Consider the following 12151-nt stretch of genomic DNA (forward strand, 5'->3'; position numbering starts at 1 on the left):
CCTGGCTTCGGCGGGGCGCTGCGGCGTTGCGGCGCGGCGCCCGCGCCCGCCCGAGGCCGCGGTCTTGCGCGGCCCCCGGTCGTTGAGCGAGGCGCGCAGCGCCGAGTCGAAACGCCCGCACGCGCGGCCCCAACTGCAAGGCGCGGTGTCCGACACGCCGTCTCCGCGAAGGATGCCGCGGTGTGTCGCCCGGCATCCCTTGCACTTCGGCGCGCGGGCGCAGGTAGGGGGCACAGGCGTGCGGCGCCCCCGGTCGTTGAGCGAGGCGCGTAGCGCCGAGTCGAAACGCCCGCGCGCGGCCCCAACTGCAAGGCGCGGTGTCCGACACGCGGTCTCCGCGGGGGGATGCCGCGGTGTGTCGCCCGGCATCCCTTGCAGTTCGGCATGCGGGCGCAGGCGGGGGCACCGGCGTGTGGCACCTCCGGTCGTTGAGCGAGGCGCGCAGCGCCGAGTCGAAACGCCCGCGCGCGGCCCCAACTGCAAGGCGCGGTGTCCGACACGCGGTCTCCGCGGGGGGATGCCGCGGTGTGTCGCCCCGCATCCCTTGCACTTCGGCCCGGGGGCACAGGCGGGGGCACCGGCGTGTGGCACCTCCGGTCGTTGAGCGAGGCGCGCAGCGCCGAGTCGAAACGCCCGCGCGCGGCCTCAACTGCAAGGCGCGGTGTCGGACACGCCGTCTTCGCAGGGGGATGCCGCGGTGTGTCGCCCCGCATCCCTTGCACTTCGGCACCGACCCCGGCCCCGCCCCCGGCCCGGCCGCGGCTCAGTCGGCTCAGTCGGCGTCGGGGGCAGCGGGGACGCCGGCGTCGGCATCGGCCGCGGCGCGCTGTTCGGGGGTGAGGCGGCGGCGCTGCGCCTTCGACGGGCGGATCGCGGGCACGTCGCCGACGATCGGCACCGGTGTGCGATACAGGTGCACGCCGTAGCGGGCCACCAGTCCGATCAGCACCATCAGCTTGTTGCGGGGCCCGAGCAGGCTCGCGATGTGGACGAACAGCCACGTCATCCACGCGACCGATCCGGTGAGCGCCACCGTCTTGCGCAGCAGCGGGATCTTGCCGAGGAAGCGCAGGCGGTGCAGCACCGGCAGGTTCGCGATGCCGGGGAGCTCCCCGATCGCCGAGCGACGGCCGATGATCGCGAGCTGACCCTTGTCGTAGTAGGAGAACGGCGCGGTCGGCTCGCCCGCGATGAGGCGCACGATCTGGCGCGCCACGTGCTCACCGCCCTGGATGGCCGGCTGCGCCAGCTGGGGCAGATCCTGCGGCGCGATCGCGACGTCGCCGGCGGCGAAGACCCCGGGCAGTCCCACGACCTGCAGGTCCTCCCCGACACGGATGCGGTCGCCCTTGTCCAGCGGCAGGCTCCAGTCGCGCACCTCCTCGTGCGGCGCGACACCGGTCGCCCACACCGTGAGATCGGACGGCAGCACGGTGCCGTCGGAGAGCACGACGGCATCCGGTCGCACCTCGTCCACGCCCGCCCCGAGGCGCAGCTCGACGTCGCGGCGCCGCAGTTGGGCGGCCGCGTAGTCGCGGAGCTTCGGGATGAACGGCTTGAGGATCTCGCTGCGCTGCACGAGCGTGATGCGGAAGGCATCGCCGTCGAGCTCGGGGTACGCCGGCTCGAGTCCCTGGTCGCGCAGCTCGGCGAGGGCACCGGCCATCTCGATGCCGGTCGGCCCGCCGCCGATCACGACGACCGAGAGCCCCTTGGTGCGGCCGCCCTGCACCGCGACGCGCTCCAGGCGGGTGAAGAGGGTGTCGCGGATCGCGATCGCCTGCGAGCGGGAGTACACGGCGAACGAGTTCTCCTTCGCCCCGGGGGTGCCGTGATACGCCGTGGTGACGCCGTTCGCGACGAGCAGGTAGTCGTACGACATCTCCTGACCGTCGAGCAGACGCACGGTGCGGGCATCGGTGTCGATCTCCATGAGGTGCTCGTGCACGACGTCGAGGTTGGGCTGGCGCACGCGCAGGCTTCGCAGGAAGTGGGTCACGTCGCCGGGGTTCAGCCCGCCGGTGGCCACCTGGTACAGCAGCGGCTGGAAGGTGTTGTAGACGCGCCGGTCGACGAGCGTCACGCGCACCGGTGCGTGGCGCAGCGCCCGCGCCGCGCTGATTCCGGCGAAGCCCCCGCCGATGATGACCACGTGCGGCCTCGCATCCGGAACCGGGTTCGTCGCGCCGTCAGAAGCCAGGGGAGCGGATGCCGTCATAGCCGCAGATTACCGCGACGCCGTGACGAGCTCGTGTCGCCCGCCTCCGGATGGGAGGTGGGACAATGGGGTCATGACGCCCACCGCCGACCACCGCATCGAGACCGCCCAGGTGCGGCGCAGCCCGCGGTACGCGGTGTTCCTCCTGGCGGGCGCTGCCCTCGGCATCCTGGTCGCCCTGGTGCTGACCTTCGCGTTCGACGGCACCGAGAACGTCAGTGCGACCACGGGTGTGACCTACTCGACCTCGCAGGTCTTCGGCTTCGTGTGCCTCTTCGCGATCCCCCTCGGCATCGCCGTCGGCGGCGTGGTCGCGCTGGTGCTCGATCGCTCCCTCGCCCGCCGCGCCCGCGAGGTGCGCGTCGATCACGAGGTCATCACCGTCGACGACGCCGAGTAAGCCCCGTTCGCACGACCGTCGCCGCCCGAGGGCCGGCGATCTGCCGGCAGCAGGCGGTTCTCGCCGCGAACGGCTTGTTCCCGGCCGCTCGCCCGCCCGGGCCGCTCACCCGCCCCGGCCCGTGCGCCGTGACAGCGGATGCCGCGATCAGGCGATGTCGGCGATGATCGGCCCCACGGCGGCGTCGAAGGCCGCGATGTCGCCGCGCAGACCGTCGGTGACGGCGATCGTCAGCGCGCCGATCCACCACACGCCGCGCTGCGTGAACGGAAGCACCTGGACGTTCAGCTCGAAGGAGTGCGCGCGGCGCCCCACCACCCGCTCGTGTTCGGCGATCGCGCTCGCGTAGGCCCGGTACGACGCCCCGCTGCCGAGGCTGGAACGGTAGCGGCCGTTCGCGGACCGCGCGTACGCCACCGCATCCTCGCCGTGGGGGGCGATCGCCGCCTGCAGCTCGGTGAACCCCTCGACCGGCAGCGCGACGTAGGTGTCGAACCCGTCGATCAGCTCCAGCGGCACGGGCGAAGGGTTCGCCTGCGGCTCGACGGTCAGGTCCCAGTACGCGCGCCACTCGCGCTCGATCGCCGGCCGATCGTCGTACTCGCCCATCTCGGCGCGAGCCGTCGGCGGGATGCCGCGCAGGTGCGGCAGCTCCTCGGGAAAACGGATGCCGAGCACCTGACGCAGATACAGGGCGACGAGGACGGGGAGGCTCGCGTCTTCGCGCACGATCCATTCCGGTGTTCCCGCCGCTGCCATGCCGCCATCCTAGGGACAGCGGTCGGGCCGGCGACAGGGTGCGCGCCTCGCGTAGTCTGAGGGCATTCTCGGAGCCGGACCATGACGGTCGGCCGCAGGGGGAGGGGCACACGATGGGCGTCGACTTTCCGGAGGGGTCGGTCGTCGTCACGACCGCGGGCGGCGATGTCGTCATCCTGCGCATCTGCGACCTGTGCGGGGCCGCCGTCGTGGATGCGAACGACACCGATCTCGCGTTCCACCGGCGCTGGCACCGGCTCACCGGCTCCGGCAACTGGATCGATCCCGCGACCGGTCGTCACCACGGCCCGGGGAACCCGCACGATCCCTCGGCGTCGTAGGCGTCTCCTGCGCGGTCGGCGCCGCAGCGTCGCCCGCACGCACGGCCGGATGCCGCGGTCCGCGCGCCCCGCCCCTGCCGGTAGGCTGTTCGCGTGGCAGAAGCCCCACAGAACCCCTATTCCGAAGCCGGCGTCGACACTGCGGCGGGAGACCTCGCCGTCGAACTGATGAAGTCGGCGGTTCGTCGCACCCACGGGCCCGAGGTGCTGGGCGGTGTGGGCGGCTTCGCCGGCCTGTTCGACGCCTCGGCGCTGCAGGCGTACGAGAAGCCGCTGCTGGCGACCTCGACCGACGGCGTCGGCACGAAAGTGGCCATCGCGCAGGCCCTCGACAAGCACGACACGATCGGCCAGGACCTCGTCGGCATGGTCGTCGACGACATCGTCGTGGTGGGCGCGAAGCCGCTCTTCATGACCGACTACATCGCGTGCGGCAAGGTCTTCCCCGAGCGCATCGCCGACATCGTCCGCGGCATCGCCTCCGGGTGCGAGCAGACCGGCACGGCGCTCGTCGGCGGCGAGACCGCGGAGCACCCGGGTCTGCTCGGCGTCAACGACTACGACGTCGCGGGAGCGGCGACCGGTGTCGTGGATGCCGGTGACGTGCTCGGCGCCGACCGCGTGCAGCCGGGCGACGTGGTGCTGGCCCTGGCATCCAGCGGCCCGCACTCCAACGGGTACTCGCTCATCCGCCACATCGTCGCGGGCACGGGCCTCAGCTACGGCGCCCACGCCGCGGACTTCGGCCGCACGTGGGGCGAGGAGCTGCTCGAGCCCACCCGTCTGTACACGCTGCCGCTGCTGAACCTGCTCACCGCCCTGCCGGGCGCGGTCCACGCGCTCAGCCACGTGACCGGTGGCGGCATCGCCGCGAACGTGGCCCGCGTGCTCCCGCCGCAGGCGTGGGTCGAGATCGACCGCTCCACGTGGTCGCCGACGCCCGTGTTCCGCGTGCTCGCCGACCTCGGCGGACTGCGGCTCGAAGACACCGAGGGCACCTGGAACCTCGGCATCGGCTTCGTCGCCGTCGTCTCGGCGGCGCAGGCGGATGCCGCGGCTTCCCTCCTGTCGGCGGCCGGCATCGCGACGTGGCAGGTCGGCGTCGTGCACGAGGGCGCCCGTCCCGACGGGCACTTCGAGCAGGGTGCCAAGGGCGTGGACGGCGGCGCCGTGCGTCTGGTCGGCGCCTACTCATCAGCGGTTTAGACGCAGAAACGGATTGAGCTACACCACATGTGCGGAATCGTCGGCGTCGTCGGACAGGGCCCGGTCAACCAGGACATCTACGACTCGCTCCTGCTGCTGCAGCATCGCGGTCAGGACTCCACCGGCATCGCGACGGCGGAGACCAACGGCGTCTTCCACCTCTTCAAGGCGAAGGGCCAGGTGCGCGAGGCCTTCCGCACCCGCGACATGCGCGCCCTCCTCGGCAACATCGGCCTCGGGCACGTGCGCTACGCCACCAAGGGCACCGCGTCGAGCGAGGAGGAGGCGCAGCCGTTCTACGTCAACGCCCCCTACGGCATCGTGCTGGTGCACAACGGCAACCTCACCAACACGCGTGAGCTGACCAAGGAGCTCTTCAGCAAGGACCGCCGCCACCTCAACACCAGCTCCGACACCGAGCTGCTGGTGAACGTGCTGGCCAACGAGCTGCAGTCCTCGATCTCCGGGTTCGAGCTCGACCCGGCGCAGGTCTTCCAGGCGGTCACCCGCGTGCACGAGCGCGTCGAGGGGTCGTACGCCACGATCGCGCTGATCGCCGGGTACGGCCTGCTCGCCTTCCGCGACCCGTTCGGCATCCGCCCCCTCATCCTGGGCACGCGCCCCGCGGTGGATGCCGAGGGCACCGCCACCGGCCGCTACGAGTGGATCGTCGCCTCCGAGTCGCTGGTGCTGGAGAACGGCGGTTTCGAGGTCGTCCGCGACGTCGAGCCCGGCGAGGCCGTCTTCATCGACCTCGAGGGACGCCTGCACACCCAGCAGTGCGCGACGAACCCGCAGCTCGTGCCCTGCTCGTTCGAGTACGTCTACCTCGCCCGTCCCGACTCGGTCATGAACGGCATCTCGGTGTACGAGGCGCGCCTGCGGATGGGCGAGCGTCTCGCCGACACGATCGCCAAGTACACGCCGGCAGGGGCGATCGACGTCGTCATGCCCATCCCCGACAGCTCGCGACCCGCCGCCATGCAGGTGGCCCGCAAGCTCGGCATCGAGTATCGCGAGGGCTTCTACAAGAACCGCTACGTCGGGCGGACCTTCATCATGCCGGGGCAGGCGGTGCGCAAGAAGAGCGTCCGCCAGAAGCTCAACGCGATGTCGAGCGAGTTCAAGGGCAAGAACGTGCTGCTCATCGACGACTCGATCGTCCGCGGCACGACGTCCAAGGAGATCATCCAGATGGCCCGGGATGCCGGGGCCAAGAGCGTCACGTTCGCCTCGGCCGCCCCGCCCGTGCGCTACCCGCACGTGTACGGCATCAACATGCCGTCGCGGCACGAGCTCGTCGCCCACGGCCGCACGATCCCCGAGATCGCGGCGGAGCTGGGCGCGGACTACATGGTGTACCAGGAGATCGACGACCTGAAGGCCGCGATCCTCGAGGGGGCGCCCGACGTCGAAGACCTCGACATGAGTTGCTTCGACGGGCGGTACATCACCGGCACGGTGTCGGACGAGTACCTCGCCTGGGTCGAGGGCACGCAGGAGAGCTGACCCCGCGCGTCGCGGACGTTTCGACTCGGCGCTGCGCGCCTCGCTCAACGCCCGGCAACCACCGCCGGCCGCCCTGCGCCCGGTGGTTGAGCGAGCGCAGCGAGTCGAAACCCCTGCGCCTGCCTCGCCCCCGGTGGTTGAGCGAGCGCAGCGAGTCGAAACCCCCTGCGCCCGCCGTGCCCCCGGTGGTTGAGCGAGCGCAGCGAGTCGAAACCCCTGCGCCTGCCCTGCCCCCGGTGGTTGAGCGAGCGCAGCGAGTCGAAACCCCCTGCGCCCCGCCCTAGGCTGGATCGGGTGACCGCTCCCCGCCCCCGATCCCTCTGGCGGGGAAGGCTCCTCGCACTCGCGGGCGTCGTGCTCGTCGCCTTCTCACTGCGCTCCGCCGTGGCGGCGCTGTCCCCGATCCTCGCCGAGGTGCAGGAGGACTTCGCGGTGCCGACGTGGGTCGTCGGCCTCATCGGCACCGCCCCTCCCGTCTGCTTCGCCGTGTTCGGCATCGTGACGCCGATGCTCGAACGGCGTTTCGGGCTGCAGCGGCTGGCGGCGGCATCCATGGTCGTCGTGACGGCGGCGCTCATCTGGCGCGCGCTTGCCGGCGACGCCGTGACGCTGCTGGTGGCCACCGCGGTGCTGTTCGCCGCCGTCGGCGTCGGCAACGTGGTCCTGCCGCCCCTGATCAAGGCGTACTTCCCCGATCGCATCGGCACGATGACCGCGCTCTACTCCGCGTTGCTCGCCGTGGCGGCCTTCGTGCCGCCGCTGGTCGCGGTGCCCGTCGCGGATGCCGCGGGGTGGCGCTTCTCGCTCGGGATGTGGGCCGTCTTCGCGTTGCTCGCGGTGGTGCCGTGGGTCTCTCTCGTCGTCCGGGCCCGTACCTCCGCCGCGCAGCAGTCGGCGGTCGCGATCGAGGAGCCCGCGCCGGGGGTGCTCGGACGCCTGCCGCGACTGTCGCTGGCGTGGGCACTGGCGGCGACCTTCGGCATCTCCGCCGCGAGCGTGTACGCGTGTTTCGCGTGGCTCCCGGTCGTGCTCGTCGACGTGGCCGGGGTCTCGCACGCCGAGGCGGGCGCGCTGCTCTCGCTGTTCGGCGCGATGGGCCTGCCCTGGTCGATCCTGGTTCCGATCGTCATCACGCGGTGGCGACGCGTCGGCGTGATCTACGCGGTCGCCCTGGTGGCGGGTCTCGCCGGTGTCGGGGGCATGGTGCTGGCCCCGACGGCCGCTACGATCCTGTGGGTCGTCCTGCTGGGCACCCCGCAGGCGCTGTTCCCCGCCGTGCTCGTGCTCATCCAGCTGCGCACGCGCACGCACGAGGGCGCCGTGGCGCTGAGCGGCTTCGCGCAGAGCGTGGGCTACGCGATCGCGGCGCTGTTCCCGCTGATGTTCGCCGTGGTGCACGAGCTGACCGGCAGCTGGCAGCCGGTGCTCCTCGTCTTCGGCGCGCTGTTCCTGGCGGCGATCCCGACCGGGATCATCGTGTCGAAGCCGCGGACGATCGAAGACGAGTGGGAGCGCCGCCACGGCGTGTGGTGAGGATCAGTGCGGTGCCGGGCCTGTGACGAACGTCGGAGATTACGACGACGCCGCGGTCCACGCCCGCACGCTCCTGCCTTCACAGAATCAGCGCGCTGAAAAGTCCGACGTTGCACACGTGACGCCGTTCAGCACGGCATGACGAGGGCGTCAGGCTGTCTCCAGCTCGTCCTCGTCGTCGGCATACTGATCGGCCCACTTGTCGACGTACGGGTCGTCCTCGTGGTGTCCGAGCTCCTTTTCGAGCGCGGAGTAGTTCACGGTGTAGGTGTCGTACTTCAGCTCGCGAGCGATCTTGGTGTGCTTCGCTTTCTGACGGCCACGCCCCATGCGAGACCCCCTCATTTCTGAGTCACGGACGATGCGGTGTTCCGCACTTTGGTCCGGCGCATTCACGATGCGGTTGACGATCCGGCTTCCTGCCGGGAAGAGTAGCATTCAGAATAACACGGTGCCCCCGGCGCCTCGCGGTGCGGGGGAGGACGGGGAGGGTGTCATGGTCGATTCGGATGAGAGCCCGGTCCCGCTCCACGCGGTCGTGGTCGGCGCGATCCCCGACCAGCCGGCGCGGGTGCTCAAAGAGGCGGCGCGGTACGCGAAGCTCTTCCAGGCGCCCCTGATCGTCGCCCACGTCGATGTCACGCGGTTCGTCACGTACGAAGATCCCGACGGTTATGTGCATTCGGCGCCGATCGACATCGACCTCGCCGTCGGAGAGGTGCAGCTCGCGGCGGTGCGGGATGCCGCGGCATCCGCGCTCGAGGGTTCCGGCGTGGAGTGGACCGTCACGCAGCTCGTGGGTGACCCGGCGCTGGCGATCAAGCATCTCGCCGAGCGCGCGCAGGCGCGCCTGATCGTCGTGGGGACGCGGCGCCGCGGGTTCGGCGAGTCGATCCGCGAGTTCTTCACGGGCTCGGTCGCCGCGCGGCTCGCGCACCGCCAGTCGCGCCCGATCCTCGTGGTTCCCCTGGAGGAGCCGCTCGACGACGACACTCCCTGGCCCGCCTAGCTCTCTCCCCTCTCCCCCTGCCGCGAGCCGCCATACCGCGGCCGAGCCGCCATCCGCTGTGCTGTACACCGCGTGGCGGCTCGCACAGGGGATGGCGGCTCGGCAGGCAGGCGGGGGATCAGCGCAGGGCGCGGGTCAGCGCGGCGAGCGCGTCGTCGAGCGCGCGCGACAGGTCGTCGACGGCGGATGCCGCGAGTTCGCCGCCGTGTGCGAGATGCGTGCGCACATCGGCGCGCACGGTCGCCCGGAACTCGCCGAGGATCGCCTCGGTGCGCCGCAGCTGCTCGCGGGACGACGCGCGCGCGTCATCCGACGGCGACGCGGATGCCGAGGCGCGGGCCTCGTCGCGATCGCGCTGCGCCTGGGCGCGCTCCGACTGGGCCGACGCCGCCAGATCCGCGCGGAGGCTCTTCATCGCCTCGCGCACGCTGCCGCGCACCTCGTCGGCGATGAGGCGGACGCTGTCGGCGAGTCCCGCCTCGATGCCCTCGAGCTCGTGCGCCCGCGCGGAGACCTCGGCGCGGCCCGCGTCCGTGATCTCGTAGACGGTCTTGCGACCGTCGACCACTTTCGTGACCAGGCCCTCCTCCTCCAGCTTGGACAGCCGCGGGTAGATCGTTCCGGCGCTCGGCGTGTACGTGCCGCCGGTGCGATCCGACAGCGCCTGCATCAGGTCGTAGCCGTGTCGGGGCGACTCGTCGAGGAGGTTCAGCAGGTAGAGGCGCAGGTCGCCGTGCGAGAAGACGGGGGGCATCGTCAGACCTCCTCGGCGGTCGCGGAGGCCGCGGCATCCGGGGTCGCCGTGGCCCGACGCAGCACCGTGACGTCGCCCGACACCGAGTTCGCGCGGACGTCGGCGAAGCTGCCGCTGAGCTCGCCGACCGAGTCGACGTAGTTCGAGGGCCCGGATGTCGAGCGCTTGACGCCGTCGACCATGAGGCGGCCGCTGACGCTGCGCAGCACGAAGTTGGCCGGGTGGCCCTCGTCCAGGCGCACGGTGGCGTCGCCGGAGACCGTGTTGAGGCTGACGACGTCGACGCGATCGGTCGAGTCGACGAGCATGCCGCCCGACACGGTGTCGATGGTCGCCTTGCGGATGCTGCCCGTCGCCGCGACGTCGCCGGAGACCGAGTTGGCGCTCAGGGTGCCGTCGAGTCCGCGGATCTGCACGTCGCCCGAGACCGCGTTGACCGACAGGTCGCCCGTCAGGCCGTCGACGATGATGTCGCCCGACACGGTGTTCAGACGCGCACCCGAGGCGAGCCCCGACACCAGGGCGCTCGCCGAGACGACGCCGAGGTTGAGGAGGATGCCGCGGGGGACCGCCACGCTGATCTCGGCCTTGGGGCCGCCGGAACCGAAGTTGCGGAACACCTCGAGGAAGTTGTCCCAGCGCAGCTGCGGGTGGTCGATCTCCACGACGTCGCCCGACGCCTCGATGCGGAGGTCCTTGATGGTCACGGCGTGGACCTCGATGCGCACCCCGGGCTCGTCGTGCGCGACGACATCCACCTGTCCGCCGACGAGTCCGATCTTGAGCTTGCGGACGTCTTCGAGGTCGATCACCCGGGTCTCGCCCGGCTTGATGAGCCACTTCTCGAGTGTCATGGGTTTCTCCTGGGTTCTGGCGATTCGAGATATATCGCGTTGTGGCGAGAATAACACGATATATCTCGATTTGCCAGAGCCTTCGCCGACGTCTCCTTGACCTTGACGCGACGTCAACCTCTAGCGTCGTCCTCATGAACGACTGGTCGATCCAGCAGACCGCGCGCCTCGCGGGCACCACGAGCCGCACCCTGCGGCACTACGGCGAGCTCGGGCTGCTGCGGCCGAGCCGCGTGGGTGCCAACGGCTATCGGTACTACGACGCCGCGGCCCTCGTGCGCCTGCAGCGGATCCTGCTCCTGCGCGAGATGGGGCTCGCTCTGCCCGAGATCGCGGAGGTGCTCGAACGGCCCACGACCGAGACCGACGCGTTGCGGCGCCACCTGCGGGCACTGCACGAGGAGCAGGAACGGCTCGCGCGTCGGATCGCCTCGGTCGCATCGACCATCACCGCACTGGAGGAAGGAGAAGAGCCCATGGCCGAGAACATGTTCGACGGGTTCGACCACACGCGATACCACGACGAGGTCATCGAGCGCTGGGGTGAGGCGGCGTACGCCGACGCGGACCGCTGGTGGCGGGGGCTGGATGCCGAGGGGCACCGCGACGCGAAGGCGCGGGTCGCCGCGCTCAACGCCGCGTGGGTGGATGCCGCCGGGCGCGGCCTCGACCCCGCCGGAGGCGAGGCCCAGGAGCTCGCCGCCCGTCACGTGGCCTGGCTCCGCGGCATCCCGGGGACGCCCGCCGCGGCGCCGGACGGCGACATCGCCGGCTACCTGCGGGGGCTCGGCGAGATGTACGTCGCCGAGCCGCGGTTCGCGGCGAACTACGGCGGCCCCGCCGGTGCGGAGTTCGTCCGCGCCTCGCTCGAGGCCTACCTCACCGCGCAGCGGTGAGGGCGCGCCGCCCATCCGTCCCGCGCTGTCGCTTCGGCATCCGAGATGCGACCACGCGGGACGGACGAGCGGCACACGCGACCGCGCCGGCTCACCCCAGGGGTGAGCCGGCGCGGTCCGGGCGGTCGACGCTAGGCGCGACCGCCTCGCACGAGTCGCAGCAGGAACGCGATGATGGCGATGATGCCGACGATCAGGGCGACCCACAGCAGCCAGTTCAGGGCGGCGTTCATGCCGCCGACGATCGCAAGAACGATCGCGACGACGATGATGATGATCAGAGCGAGATTCATGTGATTGCTCCATTCTCGAGGGACTCCATGACCCCCTGAAGCTAGTCGCGTTCGCGGCCGCGGGCACCCCCCTTGCCACGGGCTCTTCCCGTGCGATAGGGCCGTTATATGCCCCAGAACGACACCCCCGCGTCCCTGAAGGATCCGCAGCTCTACGAAGAGCTGCGCACGGACGGCGCATCGAAGCAGAAGGCCGCCCGCATCTCCAACGCCGCCGCCCGCGACGGCCGCACGGCCGTGGGTCGCCGCGGCGGCGCGGCGGGATCGTACGAGGACTGGACCGTCGCCGAGCTGCGCGGACGCGCCAAGGAACTCGGCATCCGCGGCTACGCGAACGCGCGGAAGGCGGAGCTCGTCGACATGCTCCGCGACTCCTGAG

General features: G+C 71.3%; 14 protein-coding genes. 8 read left to right on the plus strand and 6 right to left on the minus strand.

Annotation, left to right across the window (positions count from 1 at the left end; genetic code table 11):
• Positions 1-772 precede the first annotated feature (772 nt).
• Complete coding sequence (locus tag L0965_RS07290) at positions 773-2152, minus strand: NAD(P)/FAD-dependent oxidoreductase (RefSeq protein ID WP_101307038.1); 1380 nt, start codon at positions 2150-2152, stop codon at positions 773-775.
• Positions 2153-2291: 139 nt separating this feature from the next.
• On the opposite strand from L0965_RS07290, the gene L0965_RS07295 reads away from it, so the two are divergent.
• Positions 2292-2618 (plus strand): hypothetical protein, encoded by a 327-nt coding sequence (locus tag L0965_RS07295; protein ID WP_060959104.1) that lies wholly within the window; start codon positions 2292-2294, stop codon positions 2616-2618.
• A gap of 147 nt (positions 2619-2765) precedes the next feature.
• On the opposite strand, the gene L0965_RS07300 is transcribed toward L0965_RS07295, so the two are convergent.
• A complete protein-coding gene (locus tag L0965_RS07300) occupies positions 2766-3377 on the minus strand; it encodes a hypothetical protein (protein WP_060959105.1) in 612 nt (203 codons plus the stop codon).
• A gap of 113 nt (positions 3378-3490) precedes the next feature.
• Between L0965_RS07300 and L0965_RS07305 the strand changes: the two genes are divergently transcribed.
• From L0965_RS07305 to L0965_RS07320, 4 genes are all read left to right on the plus strand, one after another.
• The gene (locus L0965_RS07305) at positions 3491-3718 is read left to right on the plus strand and encodes a histidine ammonia-lyase (protein ID WP_101307037.1); all 228 of its coding nucleotides are present in this window, start codon (positions 3491-3493) and stop codon (positions 3716-3718) included.
• Positions 3719-3811: 93 nt separating this feature from the next.
• On the plus strand, positions 3812-4924 hold the full coding sequence (gene purM / locus L0965_RS07310; protein WP_060959107.1) for a phosphoribosylformylglycinamidine cyclo-ligase: 1113 nt from the start codon (positions 3812-3814) through the stop codon (positions 4922-4924).
• 27 nt (positions 4925-4951) lie between these two features.
• Positions 4952-6433 carry an amidophosphoribosyltransferase gene (purF, locus tag L0965_RS07315; RefSeq protein ID WP_060959108.1) on the plus strand — a complete coding sequence of 494 codons (1482 nt, stop codon included), beginning with the start codon at positions 4952-4954 and terminating at the stop codon, positions 6431-6433.
• 294 nt (positions 6434-6727) lie between these two features.
• Positions 6728-7966 carry an MFS transporter gene (locus L0965_RS07320; protein ID WP_101307036.1) on the plus strand — a complete coding sequence of 413 codons (1239 nt, stop codon included), beginning with the start codon at positions 6728-6730 and terminating at the stop codon, positions 7964-7966.
• A 150-nt stretch (positions 7967-8116) separates the two neighbouring features.
• On the opposite strand, the gene L0965_RS07325 is transcribed toward L0965_RS07320, so the two are convergent.
• The gene (locus L0965_RS07325; protein WP_060959110.1) at positions 8117-8296 is read right to left on the minus strand and encodes a DUF3073 family protein; all 180 of its coding nucleotides are present in this window, start codon (positions 8294-8296) and stop codon (positions 8117-8119) included.
• 166 nt (positions 8297-8462) lie between these two features.
• Between L0965_RS07325 and L0965_RS07330 the strand changes: the two genes are divergently transcribed.
• A complete protein-coding gene (locus L0965_RS07330; protein ID WP_101307035.1) occupies positions 8463-8975 on the plus strand; it encodes a universal stress protein in 513 nt (170 codons plus the stop codon).
• 118 nt (positions 8976-9093) lie between these two features.
• Here L0965_RS07330 and L0965_RS07335 read toward each other — a convergent pair whose 3' ends face one another.
• Positions 9094-9729 carry a PadR family transcriptional regulator gene (locus L0965_RS07335; protein WP_061781903.1) on the minus strand — a complete coding sequence of 212 codons (636 nt, stop codon included), beginning with the start codon at positions 9727-9729 and terminating at the stop codon, positions 9094-9096.
• A 2-nt stretch (positions 9730-9731) separates the two neighbouring features.
• Positions 9732-10583, minus strand: a complete 852-nt coding sequence (locus L0965_RS07340; protein WP_101307034.1) for a DUF4097 family beta strand repeat-containing protein — start codon at positions 10581-10583, stop codon at positions 9732-9734.
• Between the two features lie 134 nt (positions 10584-10717).
• Here L0965_RS07340 and L0965_RS07345 point away from each other — a divergent pair, with 134 nt between their 5' ends.
• Positions 10718-11479, plus strand: a complete 762-nt coding sequence (locus L0965_RS07345) for a MerR family transcriptional regulator (protein ID WP_101307033.1) — start codon at positions 10718-10720, stop codon at positions 11477-11479.
• A 131-nt stretch (positions 11480-11610) separates the two neighbouring features.
• On the opposite strand, the gene L0965_RS07350 is transcribed toward L0965_RS07345, so the two are convergent.
• Positions 11611-11772 (minus strand): hypothetical protein, encoded by a 162-nt coding sequence (locus tag L0965_RS07350; RefSeq protein WP_167626506.1) that lies wholly within the window; start codon positions 11770-11772, stop codon positions 11611-11613.
• Positions 11773-11880: 108 nt separating this feature from the next.
• Here L0965_RS07350 and L0965_RS07355 point away from each other — a divergent pair, with 108 nt between their 5' ends.
• Positions 11881-12150, plus strand: coding sequence for a Rho termination factor N-terminal domain-containing protein (locus tag L0965_RS07355; protein WP_101307032.1), 270 nt, complete (start codon positions 11881-11883; stop codon positions 12148-12150).
• The last annotated feature ends 1 nt before the right edge of the window (position 12151 follow it).

It is taken from the genome of Microbacterium sp. NFH-22A-Y, assembly GCF_021401375.1.
Lineage (GTDB): Bacteria > Actinomycetota > Actinomycetes > Actinomycetales > Microbacteriaceae > Microbacterium > Microbacterium hominis.